Origin of the sequence: Gordonia crocea, assembly GCF_009932435.1 — a bacterium.
Lineage (GTDB): Bacteria > Actinomycetota > Actinomycetes > Mycobacteriales > Mycobacteriaceae > Gordonia > Gordonia crocea.
This window is the reverse complement of sequence record NZ_BJOU01000001.1, coordinates 616,556-641,242: the sequence shown is the minus strand read 5'-3', so window position 1 is coordinate 641,242 and position 24,687 is coordinate 616,556. Positions and strand designations below refer to the sequence as shown.

The 24,687-nt window shown below is 70.1% G+C and carries 27 protein-coding genes and 1 pseudogene; 11 read left to right on the top strand and 17 right to left on the bottom strand.

The genetic code is table 11. The features are described from left to right. Window positions 1–104: 104 nt before the first annotated feature. Entirely contained in the window at window positions 105–512 is a 408-nt protein-coding gene (locus nbrcactino_RS03020) for a nuclear transport factor 2 family protein (RefSeq protein WP_161926013.1), read from the top strand. Window positions 513–534: 22 nt separating this feature from the next. Here nbrcactino_RS03020 and nbrcactino_RS03015 read toward each other — a convergent pair whose 3' ends face one another. From nbrcactino_RS03015 to ssd, 7 genes are read right to left on the bottom strand one after another with little or no spacing between them, the layout of a single operon-like run. After that, on the bottom strand, window positions 535–906 hold the full coding sequence (locus tag nbrcactino_RS03015; protein ID WP_161926012.1) for an Rv3654c family TadE-like protein: 372 nt from the start codon (window positions 904–906) through the stop codon (window positions 535–537). After that, entirely contained in the window at window positions 881–1,273 is a 393-nt protein-coding gene (locus nbrcactino_RS03010; RefSeq protein WP_308470329.1) for a TadE family type IV pilus minor pilin, read from the bottom strand. Before nbrcactino_RS03010 ends, nbrcactino_RS03015 begins: the two co-directional genes overlap by 26 nt. After that, on the bottom strand, window positions 1,270–1,506 hold the full coding sequence (locus nbrcactino_RS03005) for a DUF4244 domain-containing protein (protein WP_371864468.1): 237 nt from the start codon (window positions 1,504–1,506) through the stop codon (window positions 1,270–1,272). The genes nbrcactino_RS03010 and nbrcactino_RS03005 overlap by 4 nt, the downstream gene beginning before the upstream one ends. Before the next feature lie 9 nt (window positions 1,507–1,515). Beyond that, window positions 1,516–2,073 carry a type II secretion system F family protein gene (locus nbrcactino_RS03000; protein ID WP_161926010.1) on the bottom strand — a complete coding sequence of 186 codons (558 nt, stop codon included), beginning with the start codon at window positions 2,071–2,073 and terminating at the stop codon, window positions 1,516–1,518. Continuing rightward, on the bottom strand, window positions 2,070–2,867 hold the full coding sequence (locus nbrcactino_RS02995; RefSeq protein ID WP_161926009.1) for a type II secretion system F family protein: 798 nt from the start codon (window positions 2,865–2,867) through the stop codon (window positions 2,070–2,072). Before nbrcactino_RS02995 ends, nbrcactino_RS03000 begins: the two co-directional genes overlap by 4 nt. After that, the gene (locus nbrcactino_RS02990; protein ID WP_161926008.1) at window positions 2,864–4,069 is read right to left on the bottom strand and encodes a TadA family conjugal transfer-associated ATPase; all 1,206 of its coding nucleotides are present in this window, start codon (window positions 4,067–4,069) and stop codon (window positions 2,864–2,866) included. Before nbrcactino_RS02990 ends, nbrcactino_RS02995 begins: the two co-directional genes overlap by 4 nt. Next, window positions 4,066–5,118, bottom strand: a complete 1,053-nt coding sequence (ssd, locus tag nbrcactino_RS02985) for a septum site-determining protein Ssd (protein WP_161926007.1) — start codon at window positions 5,116–5,118, stop codon at window positions 4,066–4,068. The genes nbrcactino_RS02990 and ssd overlap by 4 nt, the downstream gene beginning before the upstream one ends. A gap of 155 nt (window positions 5,119–5,273) precedes the next feature. Here ssd and nbrcactino_RS02980 point away from each other — a divergent pair, with 155 nt between their 5' ends. After that, complete coding sequence (locus nbrcactino_RS02980) at window positions 5,274–7,901, top strand: LuxR C-terminal-related transcriptional regulator (RefSeq protein WP_161926006.1); 2,628 nt, start codon at window positions 5,274–5,276, stop codon at window positions 7,899–7,901. An 18-nt stretch (window positions 7,902–7,919) separates the two neighbouring features. Here the strand turns inward: nbrcactino_RS02980 and nbrcactino_RS02975 are convergent, their stop codons facing one another. Then, entirely contained in the window at window positions 7,920–8,825 is a 906-nt protein-coding gene (locus nbrcactino_RS02975) for an esterase/lipase family protein (RefSeq protein WP_161927562.1), read from the bottom strand. 558 nt (window positions 8,826–9,383) lie between these two features. Between nbrcactino_RS02975 and nbrcactino_RS02970 the strand changes: the two genes are divergently transcribed. Continuing rightward, window positions 9,384–10,223 carry an HAD family hydrolase gene (locus tag nbrcactino_RS02970; RefSeq protein ID WP_161926005.1) on the top strand — a complete coding sequence of 280 codons (840 nt, stop codon included), beginning with the start codon at window positions 9,384–9,386 and terminating at the stop codon, window positions 10,221–10,223. Window positions 10,224–10,708: 485 nt separating this feature from the next. Here the strand turns inward: nbrcactino_RS02970 and nbrcactino_RS02965 are convergent, their stop codons facing one another. After that, window positions 10,709–11,473, bottom strand: coding sequence for a Fic family protein (locus tag nbrcactino_RS02965; RefSeq protein ID WP_161926004.1), 765 nt, complete (start codon window positions 11,471–11,473; stop codon window positions 10,709–10,711). Window positions 11,474–11,518: 45 nt separating this feature from the next. Between nbrcactino_RS02965 and nbrcactino_RS02960 the strand changes: the two are divergent. The 4 genes and pseudogenes from nbrcactino_RS02960 to nbrcactino_RS02945 all read left to right on the top strand — a co-directional run bounded on the left by nbrcactino_RS02960 (window position 11,519) and on the right by nbrcactino_RS02945 (window position 15,955). Continuing rightward, window positions 11,519–12,362 (top strand): annotated as a pseudogene (locus nbrcactino_RS02960) (class I SAM-dependent methyltransferase). 112 nt (window positions 12,363–12,474) lie between these two features. Next, on the top strand, window positions 12,475–14,412 hold the full coding sequence (gene acs, locus nbrcactino_RS02955; RefSeq protein ID WP_161926003.1) for an acetate--CoA ligase: 1,938 nt from the start codon (window positions 12,475–12,477) through the stop codon (window positions 14,410–14,412). Window positions 14,413–14,476: 64 nt separating this feature from the next. Then, window positions 14,477–15,004, top strand: coding sequence for a phage holin family protein (locus tag nbrcactino_RS02950; RefSeq protein WP_161926002.1), 528 nt, complete (start codon window positions 14,477–14,479; stop codon window positions 15,002–15,004). 12 nt (window positions 15,005–15,016) lie between these two features. Beyond that, window positions 15,017–15,955: an alpha/beta fold hydrolase gene (locus nbrcactino_RS02945; RefSeq protein WP_161926001.1), complete on the top strand. Its 939-nt coding sequence runs from the start codon at window positions 15,017–15,019 to the stop codon at window positions 15,953–15,955. Between the two features lie 25 nt (window positions 15,956–15,980). Here the strand turns inward: nbrcactino_RS02945 and nbrcactino_RS02940 are convergent, their stop codons facing one another. From nbrcactino_RS02940 to nth, 4 genes are read right to left on the bottom strand one after another with little or no spacing between them, the layout of a single operon-like run. Next, complete coding sequence (locus tag nbrcactino_RS02940) at window positions 15,981–17,177, bottom strand: MarP family serine protease (protein ID WP_228460653.1); 1,197 nt, start codon at window positions 17,175–17,177, stop codon at window positions 15,981–15,983. Then, the gene (locus tag nbrcactino_RS02935; RefSeq protein WP_161926000.1) at window positions 17,174–18,022 is read right to left on the bottom strand and encodes an NUDIX hydrolase; all 849 of its coding nucleotides are present in this window, start codon (window positions 18,020–18,022) and stop codon (window positions 17,174–17,176) included. The genes nbrcactino_RS02940 and nbrcactino_RS02935 overlap by 4 nt, the downstream gene beginning before the upstream one ends. After that, entirely contained in the window at window positions 18,019–18,702 is a 684-nt protein-coding gene (locus nbrcactino_RS02930) for a TlpA family protein disulfide reductase (RefSeq protein ID WP_161925999.1), read from the bottom strand. Before nbrcactino_RS02930 ends, nbrcactino_RS02935 begins: the two co-directional genes overlap by 4 nt. Continuing rightward, window positions 18,699–19,442, bottom strand: coding sequence for an endonuclease III (gene nth / locus nbrcactino_RS02925; protein WP_161925998.1), 744 nt, complete (start codon window positions 19,440–19,442; stop codon window positions 18,699–18,701). Before nth ends, nbrcactino_RS02930 begins: the two co-directional genes overlap by 4 nt. 118 nt (window positions 19,443–19,560) lie before the next feature. Here nth and nbrcactino_RS17995 point away from each other — a divergent pair, with 118 nt between their 5' ends. Both nbrcactino_RS17995 and nbrcactino_RS02920 read left to right on the top strand, forming a co-directional pair. Next, window positions 19,561–19,794 (top strand): hypothetical protein, encoded by a 234-nt coding sequence (locus tag nbrcactino_RS17995; protein ID WP_186343294.1) that lies wholly within the window; start codon window positions 19,561–19,563, stop codon window positions 19,792–19,794. Window positions 19,795–19,914: 120 nt separating this feature from the next. Beyond that, window positions 19,915–20,589: a Crp/Fnr family transcriptional regulator gene (locus nbrcactino_RS02920; RefSeq protein WP_161925997.1), complete on the top strand. Its 675-nt coding sequence runs from the start codon at window positions 19,915–19,917 to the stop codon at window positions 20,587–20,589. A 6-nt stretch (window positions 20,590–20,595) separates the two neighbouring features. On the opposite strand, the gene nbrcactino_RS02915 is transcribed toward nbrcactino_RS02920, so the two are convergent. Genes nbrcactino_RS02915 through sp36 form a run of 3 tightly spaced genes read right to left on the bottom strand, consistent with a single transcriptional unit; the run spans window position 20,596 to window position 22,110 of the window. Beyond that, the gene (locus tag nbrcactino_RS02915) at window positions 20,596–21,441 is read right to left on the bottom strand and encodes an MBL fold metallo-hydrolase (RefSeq protein WP_161925996.1); all 846 of its coding nucleotides are present in this window, start codon (window positions 21,439–21,441) and stop codon (window positions 20,596–20,598) included. Then, on the bottom strand, window positions 21,438–21,926 hold the full coding sequence (locus nbrcactino_RS02910) for a RidA family protein (RefSeq protein ID WP_161925995.1): 489 nt from the start codon (window positions 21,924–21,926) through the stop codon (window positions 21,438–21,440). The genes nbrcactino_RS02915 and nbrcactino_RS02910 overlap by 4 nt, the downstream gene beginning before the upstream one ends. A 4-nt stretch (window positions 21,927–21,930) precedes the next feature. Next, window positions 21,931–22,110: a Sp36 family protein gene (gene sp36 / locus nbrcactino_RS02905; protein WP_161925994.1), complete on the bottom strand. Its 180-nt coding sequence runs from the start codon at window positions 22,108–22,110 to the stop codon at window positions 21,931–21,933. A gap of 46 nt (window positions 22,111–22,156) precedes the next feature. Here sp36 and bagA point away from each other — a divergent pair, with 46 nt between their 5' ends. Then, the gene (gene bagA, locus nbrcactino_RS02900) at window positions 22,157–23,194 is read left to right on the top strand and encodes an ATPase BagA (protein WP_371864467.1); all 1,038 of its coding nucleotides are present in this window, start codon (window positions 22,157–22,159) and stop codon (window positions 23,192–23,194) included. Further along, window positions 23,194–24,312 (top strand): ArsA family ATPase, encoded by a 1,119-nt coding sequence (gene bagB, locus nbrcactino_RS02895; protein ID WP_161925992.1) that lies wholly within the window; start codon window positions 23,194–23,196, stop codon window positions 24,310–24,312. The genes bagA and bagB overlap by 1 nt, the downstream gene beginning before the upstream one ends. Before the next feature lie 16 nt (window positions 24,313–24,328). On the opposite strand, the gene nbrcactino_RS02890 is transcribed toward bagB, so the two are convergent. Then, window positions 24,329–24,646 carry a WhiB family transcriptional regulator gene (locus nbrcactino_RS02890; protein WP_161925991.1) on the bottom strand — a complete coding sequence of 106 codons (318 nt, stop codon included), beginning with the start codon at window positions 24,644–24,646 and terminating at the stop codon, window positions 24,329–24,331. Between the last annotated feature and the right edge of the window lie 41 nt (window positions 24,647–24,687).

Below are 24,687 nucleotides of genomic sequence, written 5' to 3'. Positions count from 1 at the left end.
TCATCGCCACATGTGTCATCGTCGTGTCTATCGCACAACGCCGGTCGGGACCGAGAGATTCCGGCTCGCACGATCACCCATCAGATGATTCACCATGAGGAATCGTGGTCACGTTTGCCGAGGCGGGCGCCGCCAAGGATCTCGACGCGGTCGAGGACATGCTCGCCGACGACGTGGTGTTCATCAGCCCGGTCGCCCACAAGCCCTACCCGGGCAAAGGCATCACGATCTCGATTCTGCGCGCGGTGGTCGAGGTCTTCGAAGACTTCACGTACATCCGAGAGATCCACGACGACCGCGAGCACGCCTATGTCTTCACCGCGACCGTCGACGGCCTGTCGCTGACCGGCTGCGATTTCCTGACCCTGGACGAGGACGGCAAGATCGTCGAGTTCATGGTGATGGTCCGGCCACTCAAGGGCGCCCAGGCACTTGCCGCAGCAATGGGCGACCGCTTCGCCGACATCCAAGCATCGGCGATCGCATGGGCCCAGGAGCACGGCCAAGGCTAGGCGCGGCCAGAGACAGCCGCCTTCACGACACCGGTCCGGCGAGCGCGACGCCGGTGGCGGTGTGCACACCGAATCGGCCCAACCGGACCGGGACGCTCACCCGCACCGTGACCCGCTCGCCGTCGACCTCGCAGCCGTCGAATCGCAATCCCTCGACGCCCTGCGCGCGGACCAGGCGCTCGGCGGTCGGGCAGGGCTCGCCAGTCCCGGTCAACAGCACCGAGGCCGCGGCCAGTGCCGCCAGGTCGGCCGCCGACACCGCACGGTGCCGGGCCAGTAGGGCCGAGCCGAGGGCGACGACGGCCACCGTCACGGCCGTCAACACCGCGACGACGGCCACCCCGAGGACCGTGGCCGATCCGGCGTCGTCACCGATCAACCGGGGCTGCCGCATCGGCGCCGTCCTCCCCAGCGGGTTCGCGCAACGCGACGGCCGTCCCGCTCACGGTGAGCATGGGGAGCAGCGGGGCGTCGGCGTCGACCCGGACCCGCACCTCGTCGCCGATCAGTTGCACCGAGATCCGCGCGCCACGGGGTGCGGTGGCGGCTCCGACCGACCGGGCGCGGGCGTCCCCGGCGGCGGTCAGTCGGGCCACCTCCCGCGCCGCGTCGGTGCACCGCAACGACGACGACATCGCCGCCAGCCCGCCGAGGCACGCGATCAGCACGATGCTGATCGCGGCGATCGCATACGCCGCCTCCACGGTCGCCATCCCCGATTCGTCGCGCCACCAGCGCCCCGGCCGACGGCGACCGCTCACCCGACCGTCGTCGACAGCGCCTTGGCGATGATGTTCGTCAACGCCCCCACAACGTTGTCCCCGGTGACGACCGTGTACAGCAACGCCCCGAAGCCAGCGGCAGCGACCGTCCCTATCGCGTATTCCGCGGTGCTCATCCCGGATTCATCGGCCAACGCTCCCCGAACGAACCGGATCATCCTCGTGATCATCGCACTCCCCCTTCCTGCGGCCCGGCCTTCGGACCGCCCCATCCCTTCGGCTCACATCTGCCCGAGTACCGACGACGCCAGCCCGATCACCACGGGCACGATTCCGAGACACACGAATGCGGGCAGGAAGCACAGGCCCAGCGGGCCGCTGATCCGCACCCCGGCCTGCTCGGCGTGGGCCAATGCATCGTCGTTCGCGGAGTCGCGGCGCTGCTGCGCCAGTTCGGCCAGGCCGTCGGCGAAGGCCGCTCCCGACGACGCGGTGCGGCGAACGAGGGCGGCCAACTCCACGAACCCGCGCTCGGCCGCCTGCCGCCACGCGGTACCCGCATCGGTCCCGAGTACGAGGAGGTCGGCCACGCGGCCCAAGGAGGCCGCCAACTCACCCGGAAGCGCGGCCGCGACTGCGGCCGCGGCACCGGCGATTGAGAGTCCGCTGCGCAGGCAGACGGCGAAAAGGTCATAGGCGGCCGCCTCGGCGAAGGGCCCGGTCTCGCCCGGGGCGACACTCGGAACCGCGGCCTCACCCGGACGCAGGCGGCGTAGCGGCCACCCGCCGGGCGGCAAAGCGAGCAGCCATCCCGCCGCCAGGACCAGAGCCATGCTCATCGGAGCACCCGCTCGACGATGCGCTCGGACCAGACGACTCCGACGGCGGCGAGCCCGGTGCCGAGCACGAGCAGGACAGATCCGGCACCCGGGGCGAGCAGTACCCGCAGCGGATCGGCGCCGATGCCCTGTCCGAGTAGCAGCCCGAACATCGGCAGCACCGCGAGCACGCGTGCCGTCGCACGCGGGCCGGCCAGACCTGCCCGGGTGTGGGCGGCGAAACGCAGCCGGGCCGACAGATCGGTCCGGCTCGCCGCCACCAGCTCGCCGAGCGGCAGCCCGTGGTGGGCGGCCACCGTCCACAGCGCGGCGATCCGCCTCGCCTCCCCGGCACCGGATGCGCCGGCCTCGCCGCCCAAACGGACCCGTGCGGCCAGCACTTCGAGATCGCGGCCGACCCGCGACGACGGATCGTCGAGGAGGATCTCCGCGCCGGCGCGCGCACAGGCGTCTGCCGTCGGCGACCCGATGGAGAGTTCGGCGACGATGGTCCCCATCGCCCTCATCACGGTCTCGTCGCGCTCCCGCGCGGCCCGGTCCCGAACACCCCGGTGCAGCAGCCACAATCCGGTCCCGCCGGCGACTCCGAGGGCGACGGCAAGGCCCACTGCTCCGGCCAGCAGGGCGACTGTCACGACGACGGCGACCACCAGCGGCGCCCAGCGTCGGGGGTCGTCGCGCGCGGGCCGCCGCCCACCGGTCGGCGCAAGGACGGAACGAAACCGGAAGTGTCCCCGGGGCGGTGGCCCGATCAGGGTCGCCCCGGCTAGCAACACCATGGCGGCGGCACTCATGCGCGCTCCGTCAACCGGTCGAGAAGCTGTGCATACGACGGCTGAAACCCGCTGTCGCGCAACCAGACCGGGATGATCTCGACGAATCCCGCACTGTTGCGCGAGACCAATCCGATCTGTGTCAGCCCCCGCGCACCGTCGCCGCCACGGCTGACGAGGAACACCACGTGGAAGGCGGCGGCGAGCTGGCTGTGCAGCGCGGCCCGCTCCAGGCCGCCGAGCGCGGCGAGGGCCTCCATGCGCGCGGGTACCTCCGCCGCCGAGTTCGCGTGCACGGTTCCCGCCCCGCCGTCGTGACCGGTGTTGAGCGCCGCGAGCAGGTCGACGACCTCGGCCCCGCGCACCTCGCCGACGACGATCCGGTCCGGGCGCATGCGCAACGCCTGGCGGACCAGGTCGCGCAGCGCGACTTCCCCGGCCCCCTCTGCGTTGGGCGCACGCGCGACCATCCGGACGGCGTGTGGGTGTTGGGGCCGCAATTCCGGCGCGTCCTCCACGCAGACGATGCGTTCGGCCGGGTCGACCAGCCCCAGCAGGCTGTTCAACAACGTCGTCTTGCCCGCGCCGGTCCCGCCGGCGACCAGGAAGGCCAGCCGCTGGGTGACGATCTGCGCCACCAGGTCGCGCACCTGTACCGGGAGTGCGCCGCAGGCGACGAGCGAGGAGAAGTCCTGTCGGACCGGGCGGAGCACCCGAAGCGACAAGCACGTCCCGTCGGCGGCGACCGGCGGGATGACCGCGTGCAACCGGACCCCCGCCCCGTGCCGCCCGATGTCGCAGAGTTGGCCGTCGACCCACGGCTGGGCGTCGTCGAGCCGACGGCCGGCACCGAGCGCAAGCCGGGTCGCGAGTCGGCGAACCGACTCCTCGTCGGGAAATGCGACCGGCACGCGGCACAGTCCGCTACCGCGGTCGACCCACACCGCCGTCGGCCCGACGACGAGGATGTCGGTGGTGTCCGGATCGGCGAGGAGGTCTTCGAGTGGACCGGCGCCCACGAACTCGGTCTGCAGGTAACGCAGGGTGGCGAGCAGGTCGGTATCGCCCAGGACACCGTCGGCCTCCGCCCGAATCGCCGCGGCCATCGCTTCCACGGTCGGGACACCGCGTCCCCCGAAGTCCCGCGCCAGCCGTTCCCGGACTCGGTCGACGATGCCGGAGTCCACCGGCCCGGCGGCCACCCCGGGTTTCGCCGCGGTCACGGCGCGACCTCGGCGAGCCGGGCGCAGATCCGGGCGGCAACGGCCCCCAGCGGGCTGCGGGACGACGGCCGCAACGGCTGGGTGTCCAGCCGCGACGGGAGAGACGGGTCCGCCCGATAGGACGCGAGCAACTCGGCTCCGACCGCCCAGGCCAGTTCGGGCAGCGCGATCCCCGACGGCACCGGACCGCGCACCACGACACCGAGCTCGCCGCGGACGTGCTCGGCGATGTCGGCACACGTGGCCCGCGCCGCCCACAACGACGGTAGAAAGGCCCGGGTCACCACCACGACCAGGTCGGCGCGGGCGACGAGCTCATGACGCAGACGCGCCTGGGTGCGCGGCGCATCGAGGACGACCACGTCACCGCCGGCCCTGCCCGCGTCGGCCGCCGCGGCCACCGACTCGATTCGGACCCCGCCGGGCGATCCACGGCCGGCCGCGAGCACGGAAAGCCCCCGGCCGGCTTGCGGCAGGGCGTCGTGAAGCGCAGTGTGGCTCAACCGCCCCGCATTGGCCACCAGGTCACAGGCCCGCGGCCCGCCCGCCGCTTCCACCCCCAAGACCAAATCGATCCCGGCGCCGAGTTCATCGGGGCCGATGAGCAGCACGCGGCGCCCGTCCGCCGACTGCGCGGCGGCCAACGCCGTCGCCGCGGCCAGCGTCGTCGCCCCCGCCCCGCCATGCCCGCCGACGATGGCCACCACCCGACCATCGGACCGGGCCGGAACCCGCAGCTCGCTGAGGGCAGCGACGAGGCGCTCCTCCTCATCCGGCAACACGAATCCGTCATCGGCCCCGAGGGTCATCGCCTCCTGCCACGCCTGGGCCGACGCTTGCGCGCCGCACACCAGAAGCACCCCGCGCCGCCGCGAAACCCCGCTCTGCACAAGCGGAGTCACCGCGTGGTCATCCACGACGACCACATCCGCGCGCAACCAATCACCGGTGCCGTGATCGCCCGCGGTGACCGTGTAGCCGGCCGCCACCGCACATCGGCACACATCGTCGGCCAGGTCGGTCCCGACGTGCATCAGCAGTTCGCTCATGCACCGAGTCTCACCCCGTACCCCGACGTCAGAACTGGATCAGCGCCGTCGTGCAGAGATCCCTGGGGATGCCGCGAAATTGTGGAGAACCTCGGTGACCGTCGTGCGAGAACCGATCTGTTCCATGACCACGCGGTCCACGCTACTGTTCTCAGGTGGTCACTCGCTGGCCTCTGACGGGGCGGGACAACGATTTGGCGGCGCTGATCAACGCGCGGCGATCCCACGCGCCCGGGGTCCTCGTGACCGGCGACGCCGGTGTCGGGAAGTCCCGCCTGCTGGCCGAGTTCATCGGCACCGAACCCGACCGCCCCATCATCCGGATCACCGGCTTCACCGCGATGCGCGACATCCCGTTCGGCGCCGTTGCGGCCTGGTTGGACGCCACCCCCGCCGATCCGGCCACCCTGATCGAGTCGACCGTCGCCGCCATCGTCGGCAATGCGCCGGCGAATCGGGCGCCGCTGGTGATCGTCGACGACGCGCACTGGCTCGACGAGGCGTCGGCGATGGTGGTCAACCAGCTGGCGTCGCGGCGGCACGTCTTCGTCCTCATCGCCCTGCGCACCCTCGACGACGCGCCGACGCCCATCGGCGACCTCCACCGCGACGACGTCGTCGACCACCTTCCGTTGCAACCCTTGACCTTCGACGAAACGCGCGACCTGCTCGAGGCGGTGCTCGGTGGGCGCCTGCACCGCCAAAGCGCCGAGGACCTGTGGGCCCTCACCGCGGGCAACCTGCTCTACATCCGCGAGATCGTCACCGCCGACTTGGCGTCGGGCAATCTGACCACCGACGGCGACGAATGCCTCTGGCACGGACAACCCGGCGTCACCGAGACCCTCACCGAACTGATCGACAAGCAGTTGGGGCGTGTCGCGGACGCGATGGCCGATCTGATCGACGTCCTGGCCATCGCCGGTTCACTCCCGATCGACGCATTGACGGCTATCAGCACCGTGTCACCGGAGCTGGTCGCCGATGCCGTCGCCGCCGACCTCATCGTCGTGACCGGTGATCCCCCGACCGCCCGCCTGGTCCACCCGCTCTACTCCGAAGTCCGCCTGCAGCGGATGGGGCAGCTCCGACGGGCCCGACTGCAGGGCGAGCTCGCCGATGCGATGGGGGCGCATCCCAGTGGCAACCCGCGCGACATCATGTTGCGCGCCGTCCTGGCGATGGAGTCCGGCGCCACCGAGGACCCGGTGCCCTTCCTCGCCGGCGCGGCGGCGGCCGCAGCCTGGTGCGACATCGACCTCACCCTCGCCCTGGACCGCGCCGCCGTCGAGGCCGGCGGCGGCCTGACCGCCGAAGTGGCCTATGCCTATCACCTCACCGTGGCCAACCAGGGCCGCGCCGCCGACGAGGCACTCGCGGCGATCCTGGCCAAACCCGGGCTCCCCGAAGACCAAACGGCCCTGCTGACGTTCGTGTACGCCGGCAACAGCTTCTGGGACCTGCAGCGGCCCGACCGCTCCGAGGAGATCCTCGCCGAAGCGTTGGACCACATCGACGGCGAGGCCGCGCGGGCGACGCTCATCGGGCTGCGCGGCGCGATCGCCTGCTATCAGGGCCGCCACTCCGACGGATTGAGGCTCACCGCCGACGCCCTGGCCGAGCCGACCCTGGCCGGCGTGCCGCACATCTTCACCGCCATGGGCCGCACCATCAGCCTCGGCGCCACCGGCCAGTACACCCGGATCGACGAGTACCGGGCACGCGCCCACGACGACGCCGCGATCAGCGTCCCCGGTTCCATCCGCTACAGCCTGCTCACCCTTGAACTGCAGGCCGCCGCCATCGCCGGCGACTTGGCGACCGCCGACGAGATCGCCCAGACCTACAGCACCGAGGCCAGCCTGCTGCCCGGTTTCGCCCGCACCCTCACCACCTACATGCGCGGCTACTCCGCCTATTTCCGCGGCCAGGTCACCGAGGCTGCCGATTGTATCCGCGGCGTCGTGGCCCGCCTCGCCGCCGACGAACGCGCCACCCCGGGGTGGGAATACGCCTGCCGCAACCGGCTGGCCACCCTCTACGCCCTCGGCGGGCAACCGGAAAAGGCTGCGACCCACCATGATTGGATGACCGATCACCCCCACCCGTCGTTGCGCTACGTGGACTCCGAGATCCTGCTGTCGCGCGGATGGGTCAGCGCCGCGACCGGCGAAACCTCCCGCGCCCTGGAGTTCGCGGCGCAGGCGGTGGAGCTGACCCGCGAACGAGGCGAGCCCGGCAACGAGGTCCTCGCCCTGCAGGCCGCCACCCAGTGGGGCGACGACACGACCCACGTCCGCCTCGCCGAGCTGACCGACATCGTCGACGGCCCGCGTGCAGCCCACGCCGCCGCCCACGCCCGTGCGCTGGCCGACCACGACGCCGATGGGCTGTGGGCGGCCTCCACCGCCTGGGCACAGCTGGGCGACCAACTCGCCGCGGCCGATGCCGCCGCCCAGTCCGCCGTCGCGTTCGCCGCGGCAGGCAAACGCGGCCGTGCCCAACTCGCCCGCGACAGCGCCCGCCGCATCGCCCGCACCCACGGCTTCACCACCCCGGCCATCCGCGCGATGGCCGCCCCGGCAGAGCTGACCCGGCGCGAATGGGAGATCGTCGAACTCCTCGCCCAGGGGTTGACCAGCCGTGAGATCGCCAATCGGCTCGGCGTCGCCACCCGCACCGTCGAAGGCCACATCTATCGGGCGATGACGAAGACGAATTCCCGCGACCGCACCGAGCTCGGCGCGTACGCCTCCGGCAAGGTACGGGGCGCGGGCACCTGACCAGCCGGACGGCCAGTGCTACCCGGTGAACGGGGGCACGACCATGCACGGCACCCGGACCGGATGTGCGGGGTCCAACGCGTTGAGGACCAGATAGGCGGCGCGGCGCGAACCGGCGATGGCCATGTGGTCGCTGTAGTCGCTCGCGCAGGTGTCTTGCACGACGATGTTGCGCACCTTCTCCCCCTTGCGGCGCGCCGGCAGTTGGCCGCTGGTGGCGGGCACCACCAGTTCGTCGTAGCGCGTGGAGATGTTGGTGTACTCGATGCCCGTCACGTACGGCGAGCCTCCGCGCCACAGCTTGTCCATGAAGGCCGCCCCCGGCAACATCTGGCTACACGCCTGACAGAGCGGCACCCATCGGTCCTGAACTCCCAAGGCGCCCATGAACTTTGAGATCGGCACCATCATCGACCCCATCGTCCCCTGCCACAGCGGGGCCAAAGAGACGTACTTCGTCACCTTCTTCGCCCCGCCCAAGTATTTCAGGTAGTAGCCCGGCATCAGGGTGCCCTGCGAGTGCCCGACGAGGTCGACGGTCTGGGCTCCCGTGCGCTTCAGCACCGAGTCGATGAAGACCTTCAGCTGCCGCGCCGACTGCTCGATCGGCAGCATGCCGCCGACGGCGGTGAAGGGCCACGGCAGCGGCAGCGCGCCATAGGTCAGCGCGTAGACGCAGAAACCGCGGTTGGCGAGCAGCGCACCGTAGGCACCCCAGTTGGTCTGCTGCCCGCCGCCGGTGCCGTGCACGAGGACCACCGGGCGCGGGTGTTGCGGCGACGGCCGGCAGACGGGCTTGTTCGTCCCCGGCAACGAGCCACCCGGGTGCGTCAGCTCGTCGGGGATCCCGGCGAAGAAGTTGAAGTTCTCCGGATAGTGCGGTGCGGCGGTCGCGGCCGGCGCACCGCCGACCGCGACGGCCATGCCGACCAACACGGCGACGACGGCGCCGCGCAGCAGGCCCCGACGGCACGACGATTCCCGATGTTTCTCCACGATGATTCCCCTCCGGCGCGCGCTCGCGCCTGGGCGGAAATATACGGTAGCCGCGTATCAGTGTTCGGGGTTTTGGCGTTTCCCGACCCGGCCGACGCCGGGCCCGAGGATCGACGGAAGCGGTCGCCAAAGAAATGTGCCGACCGAGGGAACCGTTCCGGCGTGCGCTGCGTCTAAGTAATCGTGGACGACGAAAAGCCGTGCGTACGCCGCACAGGGAAGCGGACCGAGGTCCAGGGATTCAAACGGACCGGAGTCCAAAACCTCCCGTAGACAGAGGACGACCCCGGCCAATGGGGGGAGAAGGCCGGGGTCATCGCGTTTCAGCCCCGGGGGGTCGGGCTGAAAGGACCCGGTTTGCACCGGGTAACCGTCACTATACGCACGTTTGGTCAACGTTTGCAACAGCAAGTAATTGGACGTTTGACCAGGTCATTTCTCCGGGCATCCCGCCACAGAAGCAGCGTTGCCCGTAGGCTCGTGGACGTGACCTCCGCAGGCAGGACCACGACCTCTCGGCGCGCGCCGAACCACAGCATCGCCGCCTTCTTCGACTTGGACAAGACGGTGATCGCCCGCTCGAGTGCGCTCGCCTTCACCCGGCCCTTCTACTCGGGCGGGCTCATCAACCGCCGGTCCATGATCAAGTCGGCCTACGCCCAGCTGTTGTTCACCCTCAGTGGCGCCGACGAGGACCAAGTCGAGAAGCTACGGGCCCACGTCACCGACATGTGCCGCGGGTGGCCGGTCGACCAGATCACCTCGATCGTCAACGAAACCCTGCACGACATCGTCGAGCCCCTCGTCTTCGCCGAGGCCACCGAGCTCATCACCAACCACCAATCGCGCGGCCACGACGTCGTCCTCATCTCCGCGTCGGGGATGGAGATGGTCGAACCGATCGGCGCGATGCTCGGCGTCGACGCGGTGCGGGCCAGTCGGATGGCCGTCGTCGACGGCCACTACTCCGGCGAGTTGGAGTTCTACTGCTACGGCGAGGCCAAGGCCGACGCCATTCGCGAACTCGCACAAGAGCGCGGCTACGACCTCGCCGAGTGCTACGCCTACTCCGACTCGATCACCGACCTGCCGATGCTCGCCGCGGTCGGGCACCCGACCGCCGTCAACCCCAATCGCGCCCTCCGTAAAGAGGCCGTCGACCGCGGGTGGCCGATCTTGTCCTTCGACCGCCCTGTCGGCATGGGCGACCGGCTCACCCCGTCGCCCCGGACCGTCGCCGTGTCGGCGGCGGCCGGCGCCGGCGTCGCGGCGATCGGCGCCGCCTTCTACTACGGCTGGTTGCGCAACCGGCTCGCACACCACTGACGCCACCGCGACTGACGACACCGCGACACGGCCGGGCCGGACGCCCATCTAACCGGTCGACGACGCCGGATCCCACTGGAGACGGGCACAGATTCCGGTACACAAATCTGTAACCCGGAGACCCTTGATGTGACGTGGGTCACGGTGTAGAAATGGGGGTACGGAAGACCGGAAGGCCAAGTCCGAGCCGGAAGAGAAGGACCGAACTCCCAACCGGAATTCCCAGCACGGGCGGCAAGCACCCACGCGGAGCGCGCCGCACAGAGGCAGAAGCGTTGTGCACCTGCGAATTGCGGGCAACGGCCGACAGGACGCTCGTCCGCAGTACATTCGCCGAGGTGATCCCACAACCCACCTTGCACGCTTGGTAACTTGGGTCCGTGCTATGCGGGCGGTGACTATTCAGTCGCCGCCCGCAGCGCTGTCTGCACCCTTTTTGTTGGATCGCCTTAGGTGGATCGCTTTTGTTGGATCGCCCCGCCCGACTATTTCGAAGCGCGCGGGCGGGCCGCATCGGCGATCGATGCCGCCTCGGCCGCACCGGCCTCGAAGGCGGCACAGCAGAGCAGGATCCACTCGGCCACGCCGTCGGGCGTCCCCTCCCCGAAGCGCGAGGCAGCCCGGTGGTACTCGCCGACGCGTTTGAGCCAGCCGACCTCGGGGACCCCGAGGTTGTGCGGGTCCAGACCGGTGGCGACGCAGGCCAACCGCGACGCCCCGCGCGCCACGATCCCGTTGGCCTCGGCGAACGGGGCGAGGGCGAGCAACTCGCCGTGGACCACCGCGGCGACGATCGGAGCCGGCACGTTGGGGCCCGCGGTGATCACCTGGCCGAGGAGGTCCAGTCGGGCCGACACCTCCGGTCCGCTGCGCGGCCGGCCCAGATCGTCGGGATTCTCGACAAGATCCGCGGCGGCGAGCACGTGCAACCGGGCCAGCGCCTGCGCGGGGGCGCGTCGGTACACGCCGACCAGCTGCTCCAGCGAGTCACCGTCGAGCGCCTGCGCGACGCGCATCGCACCCGCCAGCAGTGGATCGTCGTAATCGCCGTCGCGGCGCAGTTCGACGCTGCCGCCGTCGATCGCCGCGGACGAGCGGCCGCCCCGCCAAGACGCCTCCATCGCCGTCGACGGCCAGCCGCGCAGATTGGCCGGGTGGCGGTGGACGGCGGCGACCGCATCGCGCGCCCGATCGGCGGCGGCGGCGACCCCGGGCAACTCGACCAGCGGGGCCAGCGGATGGTCGGACATGGCCTTCAGGGTACGACCTTCCACCCCACACCCATCCAAGTTAGGGTGGCCTCATCAGCCGCTTTCCGTTGGGAGCATTCCATGACAGTCGACGGCAACACCCTGCAGGGAGTCTCGGCCACCACCCTGTGGACCCTGCGCAACCGGGCGGTCGAGGCCCGGCGCCCCGACACCTTCCTCGACGACCCGCTCGCCGTCGAACTCTTCGACACCATCGACTACGACTACGACAAGTTCGGCAAACCCAGCCAGACGCACCCGCTGCGCGCCCTCGTCGCCGACGACACCGCGCGCCGCCACCTCGCCGCCCACCCGGGCGCCGCGGTGGTCAACCTCGGCGAGGGGTTGCAGACCAGTTTCTGGCGGCTCGGCGACCCGACGGTGCTGGGTCAGCGTCGACCTGGAACCGGTCATCGGGGTGCGCCGCCAACTGCTACCCGCCGACGACCAGATCGTCGAATGCCCGGTGTCGGCGCTGGACCGGTCCTGGTTCGACTGGGTCCCCGACGCCCAACCCGTGCTGATCATCGCCGAAGGCCTGTTCATGTACTTCGAACCCGAGGAGGTCTGGTCACTGATCGGCGATCTGGCCGCGCGGTTCCCCGGCGGCTCACTGCTGTTCGACTCGATTCCCGGCTGGTTCTCCCGCAAAACGCTCTCCGGCCTCAAGCTCACCGACCGGTACGAGGCGCCGCCGATGCCCTTCTCGCTGACCGTCGACGCCGCGGCGCGGATCCCCGAACGCATCACCGGCATCACCCGCGTCGACGACGTCATGCTCCCGACGGGTCGCGGCGTGTGGGCCAACCCGCTTCTGCGCGCGTCGTCGAATTGGCGACCGCTGCGCAACCTGCGACCCTCGATCACCCTGGCGCACTTCGCCCCGTAACCGCCGGTGCGCAGCCCACCCGGTCTGCGCGCGTTGCATCCGCGTTGCAGTGTGGCGCCTATCTCGACGGCAACCGATGTGTATCGCCGCTCACATGACTAGGCTCACACCCATGTCTGATACCGCCGTCTACCCGCCCTCGCCCGAGTTTGTCGCACAGGCCAACGCCGGGCCCGAGATCTATGAGCGCGCCGACGCCGACCGTCTCGAGTACTGGGCCGAGCAGGCCCGCCGACTCGACTGGGAGACGCCGTTCACCGAGGTCCTCGACTGGTCCAACGCCCCCTTCGCCGAGTGGTTCCCCGGCGGCAAGCTCAACGTCGCGGTCAACTGCGTCGACCGCCACGTCGACGCCGGCAAGGGCGACCGCGTGGCACTGCACTGGGTCGGCGAACCCGGCGACTCCCGCGACATCACCTACGCGCAGCTCAAGGACGAGGTCTGCAAGGCCGCCAACGCCTTCACCAACCTCGGTGTCCGCGCCGGCGACCGGGTGGCCATCTACATGCCGATGGTCCCCGAGGCCATCATCACCATGCTGGCCTGCGCCCGCCTCGGCGCGACCCACTCGGTCGTGTTCGCCGGCTTCTCCTCGGCCGCGCTGCGCTCCCGCGTCGACGACGCCGAGGCCAAGCTCGTCGTCACCACCGACGGCCAATACCGCCGCGGCGAACCCGCCCCCCTCAAGAGCGCCGTCGACGAGGCACTGGGCAGCGGCGACGACGCCGCGAAGTCGGTCACGCACGTCGTCGTCGTGCGGCGCACCAACCACGACCCGGACCTGCCCTGGGTGCAGGGCCGCGACGTGTGGTGGGAGGACACCGTCGACGAGGCGTCCCCGGTGCACGAAGCCGAAGCCTTCGACTCCAACCACCCGCTGTTCCTGCTCTACACCTCCGGCACCACCGGCAAGCCCAAGGGCATCGTCCACGGCTCCGGCGGGTACCTGACCCAGACCAGCTCGACCTTCCACAACGTGTTCGACCACAAAGAGGGCCGCGACGTGTTCTGGTGCGGTGCCGACATCGGCTGGGTCACCGGCCACACCTACATCGTCTACGGGCCGCTCTCCAACGGCGCGACGGAGATCCTCTACGAGGGCACCCCCAACACGCCCAACGAGCACCGCCACTTCGAGGTCATCGAGAAGTACGGCGTGACCATCTATTACATGGCGCCGACCCTGATCCGCACCTTCATGAAGTGGGGCCGCGAGATCCCCGACGCCCACGACCTGTCCTCGCTGCGCCTGCTCGGCAGCGTCGGCGAACCCATCAACCCCGAGGCGTGGCGCTGGTACCGCGACGCGATCGGCGGCAACCGCTGTCCCATCGTCGACACCTGGTGGCAGACCGAGACCGGCTCCTGCATGATCTCGCCGCTGCCGGGCGTCACCGCGACCAAGCCCGGCGCGGCCATGCGCCCGATGCCGGGGATCAGCGCCCGCATCGTCGACGACAACGGCAAGGACGTGCCGCGCGGCGAGCAGGGCTACCTGGTCCTCGACGAGCCGTGGCCGTCGATGCTCCTGGGTATCTGGGGCGACGACGACCGCTACCGGGAGACCTACTGGTCGCGCTTCGCCGATCAGGGCTGGTACTTCGCCGGCGACGGCGCGCGCTACGACGAGGACGGGGCGCTGTGGGTGCTCGGCCGCGTCGACGACGTCATGAACGTCTCCGGCCACCGCATCTCCACCTCGGAGGTGGAGTCGGCACTGGTGAGCCATCCCGACGTCGCCGAGGCCGCCGTCATCGGCGCCGCCGATGCGACCACCGGGCAGGGGATCGTGGCGTTCGTGATCCTGCGCGAGGGCATCACCGCGACCGCGGAGACCTTCGAGCAGGACCTGCGCAGCCACGTCGCCGTCGAGATCTCGCCGATCGCCAAACCGCGCGAGGTCAACATCGTGCCGGAGCTGCCGAAGACGCGGTCCGGCAAGATCATGCGACGCCTCCTCAAGGACGTCGCCGAGGGGCGCGAACTCGGCGACACCTCGACGCTGGTCGACCCGAGCGTTTTCGAGAACATCCGCAGCCGCCGACGGTAGGTCTCCACTCTATGAGCCCAGCATGGCAACATAGGGCCCCGGACACCGATCATCGGAGGACTACGTGACCCGCAGAAGTCAGCGCACCCGATCGGCACACTCGGCTCCCGGGCCGACCGGGCCGGTTCCGGCGATCCCGCTGCAGGATGCCAACAACGGTTCGCACGGCGAGCCGACCATCGGCAACCTCGTCAAGGACGCCACCTCACAGGTGTCGACCCTGTTCCGCGGCGAGATCGCCCTGGCGAAGGCCGAACTCACCCAAGAGGCGAAGAAGGCCGGCGCGGGTACCGGGTTGCTCGCGGTCGCGGGTGTGATGCTGCTGTACACCAGCCTGTTCTTCTTCATCTTCCTCGGCGCGCTGCTGATGATCTGGCTGCCCGCCTGGGCGGCGTTCGGCATCGTCTTCCTGCTCCTGCTGTTCATCACGATCGCCGCGGCCGTACTCGGCTACGTGGTGTTCCGGCGCATGCGGGCGCCGAGTAAGACGATCGAGTCGGTCACCTCGCTCAAGACCGTCTTGCCGGGCCAGCAACAGCTGGATCCGATCGGCAGCGAGCACCCGCAGCTGCCACCGGTCGCCGGCCGCTGACGGCACAGGGACGTGGCACCCCCCGATCCCTCCATCGTCCGGCTTGAGGGACCGTGGCGTCACCTCGACGTCCGCGCGAACGGACTGCGCTTCCACGCGGTGGAATCCGATGTCGGCGTACCCGCCGACCGACCGCTGGTGCTCATGCTGCACGGCTTCGGGGAGTTCTGGTACTCGTGGCGCCACCAGCTGACCGCCCTGGCACAGGCCGGCTACCGCGCGGTGGCGGTCGACCTGCGCGGCTACGGCGACTCCGACAAGCCGCCGCGCGGCTACGACGGGTGGACCCTGGCCGGTGACACCAACGGCCTGATCCGGTCCCTGGGCCACTCCAGCGCGACCTTGATCGGCCACGCCGACGGCGGATTGGTGTGCTGGGGAACCGCCACGCTGCACCCCCGCGTCGTGTCGCGGATCGCCGTGCTGGCCTCCCCCCACCCGCGCGCACTGCGGTCCGCGGTTCTGCGCGACCGCCGTCAGCGCGACGCCTTCCTCGGCGGCTTCCTCTACAAACAGTTGCCCCGGTTCGGCGAGCGGACGCTGACCCGCAACGACGGCGCCTTCCTCGTCGACTACTTCCGCCAACGCGCCGGCGCGCGCTGGCGGGAGTCGCGCGACTTCGACGAGGCGCTGGGCCTCAACCGCCAGGCGGTGCAGATCCCCGGCGTCGCCCACTGCACGCTGGAGTACCAGCGCTGGGCCTACCGGTCGCAGTTCCGCCCGGACGGGGCGCGCTTCATGGAGTTGATGGACAAGCCGGTCGGCGTGCCGGTACTGGCCCTGCGGGGTCGCGACGACACCTACATCGCCGAGCCGACGATGACCGCGAGCCGGGAGTGGGCCCCTCGCTTCGACTACCGCGACGTGCCCGGCGCCGGCCATTTCGTCCACGAGGAGCAGCCGGAGCGGACCACCGCGCTCCTGCTCGACTGGTTGGCTGCCGACGCCTGACCCGATCCCCGACGGTCCGTCCCGCTCAACTCGCGACGCAGGAACCGGTGCCGACGGCGGACTCGGCGTCGCCGCCGCGCGCGACGTGGTCGCGCAACTGGGCCGCGGTGAGTGCGAAGCCCGTCTCGTCGGAGGCTTTGTCGCTGGCGCCGAAGATCATTCCGGCCACCTCGCCCTCGGGGGTGATCAGCGGTCCGCCGGAGTTGCCCGGGAGGATCTGTCCGCGCACGGTGTAGGCCTCGCGCCGGCTCGGCGTGCCGCCGTAGATGTCGGGCGAGGCGAGGTTGATCCGGCCGCGGACCCGCAGCGGCGTCGCCCGGAACGGCCCGTCCTCGGGGTAGCCCAGTCCGATCGCGTCGGCGCCGGTGGACAGGGGTCGGTCGACGAACCGCAGCGGCTGCGCGTCGAGGCCGGGGACGTCGAGTACGGCGACGTCGGTACGCGGGTCGAAGTGCACGACGCGGGCCGGCAGGACGGCCGAACCGGCGCGCACGGTCAGCGTGGTGGTCCCGGCCAGCACGTGGGCATTGGTCATGACGCGCTCGGGGGCGAAGACAAAGCCGCTGCCCTCCAGCGCCCGTTGGCACGCGGGCGCCTCGCCGCGGATCTTGACCACCGAACCGCGCGTCTGCGTGACGGCGGGAACCCGGGACAACTGCGGGTTGGGCGGGTCGACCGGGGTGATGGTGGCGCGACCGTAGGGCCCGATCGCATCGGGGAGCCCCGACTCGTTGAGCAGGGTGCGGAACTGGTCGGGCACCCCGCGCAGCCACGAGGGCGCTAGGTCGCCGACCGTCGTCAACACCCGCGAATCCTCCACCGCGTCGGCCGCCGCCGACAAGGACGAGTCCCGGATCGGGGTGGCGAGCAGCCACGCGGCGACGATCACCGCCAATGCCTGCAGCACCATCCCGACGATGCTGTCGAGCACGCGTACCGGCGTCGAGCGGAGCCGCTCGCGCAACGAGCGGCCGATGACCATTCCGGCGATTTCGCCGATCACCACCAACCCGACGAGCACGGCGATCCCGACGATCATCCGCACTTGCGGGTCGGTGATCCCGGAGATGACGCGCGGGGCGACGAGGATGCCGGCCACCGCGCCGACGACCAGACCGACCAGCGACATCGCCGAGGCGAGCATCCCCTGCCGGTATCCCGACACCGCGGCCACCACGACCACCACCAAGACGACGATGTCGATGACCAACCCGGCGGTCACCGCCGGTCACCACCGGCGTCGAAGTCGTTGAGATCCGGCGGGAACGGCAGGTCGAGCGGGAGGCCGTGGTCCTGCTCCGATTTCGCCGCGGCGATCGCGTCGTCGAGGGGCCGCACGTCGTCGGTGTCCCACGGGAGGTCCCACCCGCTGGCGTGGCTGATGGCGGCGACGAGCCCGCCGGTGAACCCCCACACCAGCAGCCCGTCCACCTGGAAGGCCGGGCCCTGGTAGATCCGCCCGCCCATGAAGTTGCGCCGGACCTGGAACCGGTTGGCCGGGTCCAGCAGGTCGGCGACCCGGATCCGGGCCACCCGCGCGGTCTCCCCCGGATCAACGGCACGCACCGGGCTCGGCGTCTCCCAGTAGCCCAGGACGGGGACGACTTCGAACGGGCTGGGCAGGGTGGAGAAGGACGGCAGGTTCGCCAAGACGCGCACCCCGTCGGGCTCGAGTCCGGTTTCCTCCTGCGCCTCGCGCAGCGCGGTGCGCACCGGGAAGGGCTCGCCCTCGTCGTGGGCGCCGCCGGGGAAGGCCACCTGGCCGCTGTGCTGGCGCAGCGTGGTGGCGCGCTCGAGGAGCAGGATCTCCGCGTCGTCGGGGAGGCCGCCGGGCGCCGACGGGGAGGACTCGAAGCTGCCGGAGAGTAGGACCAACACGGCCGCGGCCCGTCGGTTGCGGATGTTCTTGATCATCCGCGCCATCTTCGCGCGGTCCCCGCCGCGGCTGTTGACGATGTCGGTGAGCCGGTCGACATCGGCGGTGAGGGTGCGCATCCACGGCGGGATCTGCGCCTCGTCGACGAGGGGGCCGGTCGGATGGCCCGTCGGCAGTCCGTTGCCGCTCATGACGCCACCCCCAAGTATTTCTGTGTGTCGGCGGCCAACTCGTCGACGGTCCGGTAGAGCCGGATCGGCGCGGCGGCGATCGTCCCGTCGGCGCGCACGAACACCGTGGCCGGCAGGACCGGGCGCACCCGCAGCGCCTTAGCCATGGCACCGGTGGTGTCCAGCACGGTCGGCAGGTGGACGTCGATCTCGGTCAGCAGTCGCAGCGCGAGGAGTTCGTCGGCGCCCTGGTCGTCGTGGACGGCGAGGACGGTGGCCCGCTCGCCCAGCCGCGCGGCGAAGTCGCCGAACACCGGCAGCTCCGCGCGGCACGGACCGCACCAGGTCGCCCACACGTTCACAATCAGCGGCTTGCCGGCCGTTGCCGCACCGATGTCGATCGGCCGGCCGTCGGCAAGACAGGTGACGGTGACCCCGGCCAGCACCGACCGCGGTCCGACCGGCGCGGTCGGCGTCGGGCACGGCGCCAGCGCGGCACGGGTGCGCGCCGCGGCGAGTTCGGCGGCATCGGGCGTCGAGGAGGGCAGCGGCCGCGGGGACGCACTCGGATCGGACAGCGGATTGTCGGGGACCGTCGACCGCGGCCAGATCGCCACCACCACCGCAATCACGGCGACCCCGAACACGATGGTCCACCGGAAGACCGGCGCGCGCAGCGCCTCCCGGGTGGTGTCCTTCACGACGCCAGCCCGGCGAGTGCGAGGATGTGTTCGGTCTCCGGACCCTTCACCAGCTTGGCGGCCACTTCCTTCTCCACCGGCCCCTCGCCGTAGGACGGGCAGTCGCGGGCGACGATGCACACCCCGCACGCGGGTTTGCGGGCATGACACACCCGGCGGCCGTGAAAGATGACCCGGTGCGAGTAGTCGGTCCACTCCCGGCGCTCGATGAGCTCGCCGATCACCCGCTCCACCTTCACCGGGTCGGTCTCGGTGGTCAGCCCCCACCGGCGCACCAGGCGGCCGAAATGGGTGTCGACGGTGAGGCCTGGGACGCCGAACGCGTTGCCCAGGACGACGTTGGCCGTCTTGCGGCCGAATCCGGGGAGGGTGACCAGTTCTGCCAAGGTGTGCGGCACTTCCCCGTCGAACCGTTCGACGAGGGCCTGGCCGAGGCCGATGAGCGAATTCGTCTTGTTCCGGTAGAAGCCGGTCGGGCGGATGAGCTCCTCCAACTCGGCGCGGTTGGCGCCCGCATAGTCTGCGGCGGTCCGGTACCGGGCGAACAACGCCGGCGTCGTCTGGTTCACCCGCACGTCGGTGCACTGCGCCGACAGGATCGTCGCCACCGACAACTCGAGCGGATTGGTGAAATCCAGCTCGCAGTAGACGTGGGGAAACGCCACCGCCAGCGATCGGTTGATCCGCCGCGCACGGCGCACCAGCGCCAGGTGCGTTTCGGGTTCGCGTGACTTGCCCACCAATCCAGGTTACTGACTTCTCACTCCACTGTGGCCATCCCGCCCCACCGGTAACGATGCTGTGACGACCCCCGCCGTTTCCTAGAGGGTTCACGCGAACTGTTGTTTACTGGTCGGCATGCAAGGACTGGCGGCCATCCTCTTTCCTCTGGGTCTGATGCTCGTCGCCCTCGCCATGGAGAAGTTGGAGAATCTGGCGGTGCGCGGCTCCAGTGCCGTCAGCCCCGACCAAGTGGACTCGATGTTGAGCAACACCCGCTCCGTCGAGTCGGACCCGCCCGGCGTCGCCGAGGTGTCCGTCCTGCCGACCACCGTGGAGTCGCCCGCCGAGGGCAGGCGTCGCGCCAGCTGAAAAAGCTCGCGCCAAACGTGACCCATCCAACAATTCCCCACGTCTTTCCAGTAGCCTTGTGGCTTGATGAATGGGGGACATCCCCCAAGGGTTGAGAAGGTAAGTGGAGAGAGGTTGATTGTGGACGAGGTTCTGGCCCGGGCCGGCATTTTCCAGGGTGTCGAGCCCAGCGCGGTCGCGGCGCTGACTCAGCAGCTGCAACCCGTCGAATTCCCGCGCGGCCACGTGATCTTCCACGAGGGCGAGCCCGGCGACCGGCTCTACATCATCCAATCGGGCAAGGTGAAGCTCGGCCGCCGCTCCCCCGACGGCCGTGAGAACCTGCTGACGATCATGGGCCCGTCGGACATGTTCGGCGAACTCTCCATCTTCGACCCCGGACCCCGCACCTCGTCGGCGACGACCGTCACCGAGGTGAAGGCGGTCTCGATGGACCGCGACGCACTCAAGGCCTGGATCAAGGACCGCCCGGAGATCGCCGAGCAGCTGCTGCGCGTGTTGGCCCGCCGCCTGCGCCGCACCAACAACAACCTGGCCGACCTCATCTTCACCGACGTCCCCGGCCGTGTCGCCAAGCAGCTGCTGCAGCTCGCCCAGCGTTTCGGGACGCAGGAGAACGGGTCGCTGCGCGTGACCCACGACCTCACCCAGGAAGAGATCGCCCAGCTCGTCGGCGCCTCGCGCGAGACCGTCAACAAGGCGCTGGCCGACTTCGCCCAGCGCGGCTGGCTGCGCCTGGAGGGCAAGAGCGTCCTGATCGCGGACTCCGAGCGCCTCGCACGCCGCGCCCGCTGACCGGACTCACTCCTCGCGCAGGAACTCCAGCTGCGCCTTGACCGACATGCGCGCGGCCGGCCACAGCTTCTTGTCGACGTCGGCATACACCTTGCGGACGACCTTCATCGGTTTGACCTCGGCGGGCTTGACCCCCATCGAGTCCAGCACCGCCCGGATCTGGTCGATGCGCTCTTCGCGGTGCTGCTTGTAGAAGCGCGCCACCGGCACCAGATCGGGATGGTCGGGTCCGTGCCCGGGCAGAAGTGCGGTCGCCGACTCCATCGGCCCGCTGCCCTCGACGATGAGCCGGTTCACCGAATTGAGGTAATCGCGCAGCCCGCCGTCGCGGGGGTCGAGCACGGTCGTGCCCGAGCCGAGGATCGTGTCCCCGGTGAGGATCGCGCGCTTGCCCTCGCACTCCACCAGGAAGCTCACCGAGTCCCCGGTGTGCCCGGGCGTCGCGAGCACGGTGATCCGCAGCCCGGCCGCCTTGATGACTTCCCGGTCGACGAGGGGCTTCGCGTCGCGGCACAATCCTTCGCGCTTGGCCCGTACCGGAGCGCCGGTGCGCTTGTAGAGCGCGCCGATCGCACCGATGTGGTCGTGGTGGCGGTGGGTGATCAGCGTGAGGACCACGTTGCCCGCGGCCGCGACCGCCTTCACATGCTTCTTGTGTTTGCGGGGTCCCGGATCGACGACGACGCAGTCCTCGTGGCCCGGCGCGCGCAGGATCCACGTGTTGGTGCCGTCGAGCTCCATCGTCCCCGGGTTGTCGCACAGCAGGACTGAGGCGAACGGCGTCACCTCGCGCAGCACACCGTAGGCGGGGTGGCTCGGGTTGACCGCGTCGCCCGACTCGTCGGCACTCACCGGTCGACCTCGACGATCAGCTCGACCTCGACCGGGGCGCCGAGAGGCAGCTCGTTGACCCCGACGGCCGAGCGGGCGTGCTTGCCGGCCTCCCCGAAGATCTCGCCGAGCAACTCCGAGGCGCCGTTGACGACCCCGGGCTGGCCGGAGAATCCGTCGGCCGAGGCGACGAAGCCCACCACCTTGACCACGCGCACCACCGCGTCGATCCCGACCAGGTCGTGCACCGCGGCCAGCGCGTTCAGCGCCGCCTGCCGGGCCGCGGCCTTCGCCTGATCGGGCGAGACGATGCCCTCGGCCCCCTCGGCGACCTTGCCGCGCACGACCAACTCACCGTCGACCATCGGCAACTGACCGGCGGTGTAGACGAGATTGCCCGTCCGCACCGCGGGTTGGTACGCCGCCAGCGGGGGCACGACCGGCGGCAGCGCCAGTCCCAACTCGGCCAGTCTCGACGTCCACGTGCCGCTGCCCGACCCGGTCACGGCCTCAGTCCTTCGTGCGCTTGAGGTAGGCGACGTGCTGCTCGCCGGTCGGGCCCGGCAGCACGCTGACGAGCTCCCACCCGTCGGCTCCCCACTGATCGAGGATCTGCTTGGTCGCATGGGTCAGCAGCGGAACGGTGACGTACTCCCACGCCGGACGGGAAACAGAAGATGTGTCGCTCATGGAGTCCAGCGTATCGGTCCGTGGCTTCGTCGCTAGGCTTTACCTCGTGGTCACCAAATCCAACAGCGATGTGGACACCGATTCCGGGCATACCTGGCCGACACCGGCCAAGCGCGCGCGGCTTCATTTCATCTCCGGGAAGGGCGGAACGGGCAAGACGACCGTCGCGGGCGCACTCGCCCTCGCCCTCGCCCAGGGCGGGAAGCGCGTCTTGCTCGTCGAGTGCGAGGGGCGGCAGGGCATCGCCCAGCTCTTCGACCGGCCGCCGCTGCCGGCGACCGACGAGCTGATCGCCACCGTCTCCGGCGGCGAGGTCCACGGACTCGCGATCGACATCGAGCACGCGCTCCTGGAGTACCTAGAGATGTTCTACAACCTGGGCTTCGCGGGACGGGCGATGAAGCGGATCGGCGCCATCGACTTCGTCACGACGGTGGCACCCGGCCTCCGGGATGTCATCCTCACCGGCAAGATCAAAGAACGAATCATCGCCACCGACAAGAGCGGCCAGCACATCTACGACGCGGTCGTCGTCGACTCCCCGCCCACCGGGCGGATCGGCAACTTCCTCGACGTCACCCAGGCCATGGCCGACCTGACCAAGACCGGGCCGATCCGCAAGCAGTCCGACGGGGTGACCCAGCTGCTGCACTCGGCCGACACGGCCGTGCACCTGGTCACCCTCTTGGAGGCCATGCCTATCCAGGAGACCATCGAGGCCGTCGAAGAGCTCCAACGCAAGGACCTGCGGGTCGGCGCGATCTTCGTCAACCGGGTGGTCCCGGCGCTGCTGCCCGAAAGCGAGATCGACGAGATCGCCGAGGGCAACATCGACGCCGCCCGGATCAAGACCAACCTCGAAGCCGCCGGCATCGATTTGGGCCAGGACGAATTCGCCGGCCTGTTGACCGAGGCGATCGAGCACGCGATCCGCTATCAGGCCCAGCAGGTCGCATCCGGCCAACTCGACACGGTCGAGAACAAGGAGGGGACGCCGGTGGCAACCGTCGAACTGCCGAACCTCAACAACGACGTGGCCTCGGTTTACGAACTGGCCCAGGTGCTGCGAAAGGCGGGCGTCTGATGACCGAAGTGCTGAAGATGGGCGAAGTCCTGCGCTCGCCGAAGACCCAGGTCGTCATCTGTTGTGGCGCCGGCGGTGTCGGGAAGACCACGACCGCTGCCGCAATGGCGCTGTACGCCGCCGAGCACGGGCGCAAGGTCGCGGTGCTGACGATCGACCCGGCCAAGCGACTCGCACAGTCGCTCGGCGTTGACTCGCTCACCAACGAGCCACAACCGGTGCCGTTGACCGACGAGAACGGCAAGCCGATCAGCGGCGACGGTTCGCTCGACGCGATGATGCTCGACATGCGCCGGACCTTCGACGAGATGGTCATCGAGCACTCGACCCCGGAACGGGCCGAGGCCATCATGGCGAACACCTTCTATCAAACGGTGGCGTCGTCGTTCTCCGGCACGCAGGAGTACATGGCGATGGAGAAGCTCGGCAAGCTCCTCGAGGAGCAGCGCTGGGATCTGATCGTCGTCGACACGCCGCCGTCGCGCAACGCCCTGGACTTCCTGGACGCCCCCAAGCGACTCAGTTCGTTCCTGTCCGGCCGGTTGAGCAAGATGCTCATCGGCGGCGGGCGCGGTGTGGGCCGTGTCGTCACCGGGGCGATGGGCCTGGCGATGCGCGGCGTCTCCACCGTCGTCGGCGGCGACACCCTGCGCGACGTGGCAACGTTCGTGCAGTCGCTCGACTCGATGTTTGGCGGATTCCAGGAACGGGCCGCGCGCACCTACGAGCTGCTCAACCAGCCGGGTACGAAGTTCGCGGTGGTCGCCGCACCCGAACCCGACGCGCTGCGCGAGGCGGCCTTCTTCGTCGACCGGCTCTCCACCGAGCAGATGCCACTGGCCGGTCTGATCGTCAACCGGACGCATCCGAACCTGACGTCGATCACCGAGGCCACCGCCGTGGCGACCGTCGACAAGGTCGACGACGAGCTGACGCGCGGCGTCTTGGAGATGCACGCCTTGCGGGCGGCAACCGGACGGCGGGAGTTGGACTTGCTCGGCCGGTTCACCACCGTGCACCCGGCGGTGCCGCTGGTCGGCGTACCGGCGCTTCCGTTCGAAGTCGCCGACGCCAAGGCCCTGCGCGCGGTGGCCGAACAGATCACCGCGCGGGGCTGACGCCCGAGGGCGCCCGTCAGCCGACATCGGCGCGCTGGCGGCGCCGCTGTGCCTCGAAGAAGGCGGCCCACGAGGTCACCTCGGGGTGCTGGCGCAGCAGCGCACGGCGCTGGCGCTCGGTCATTCCGCCCCACACACCGAACTCCACGCGGTTGTCCAGTGCGTCGGCACCACATTCAAGCTGGACCGGGCAATGCCGGCAGATCGTCGCCGCCTTGCGCTGCGCCGCACCGCGGACGAACAGCTGGTCGGGATCCTCGGCTCGACACTTCGCTTGCGACACCCATGCCTGTCGCGCCTCGGATTCGCCTACCGTCGGTGCCGTCGGAGTCATACCAGCCCCTATCTGCCTAGAAGACCAAAATCTGCACAACG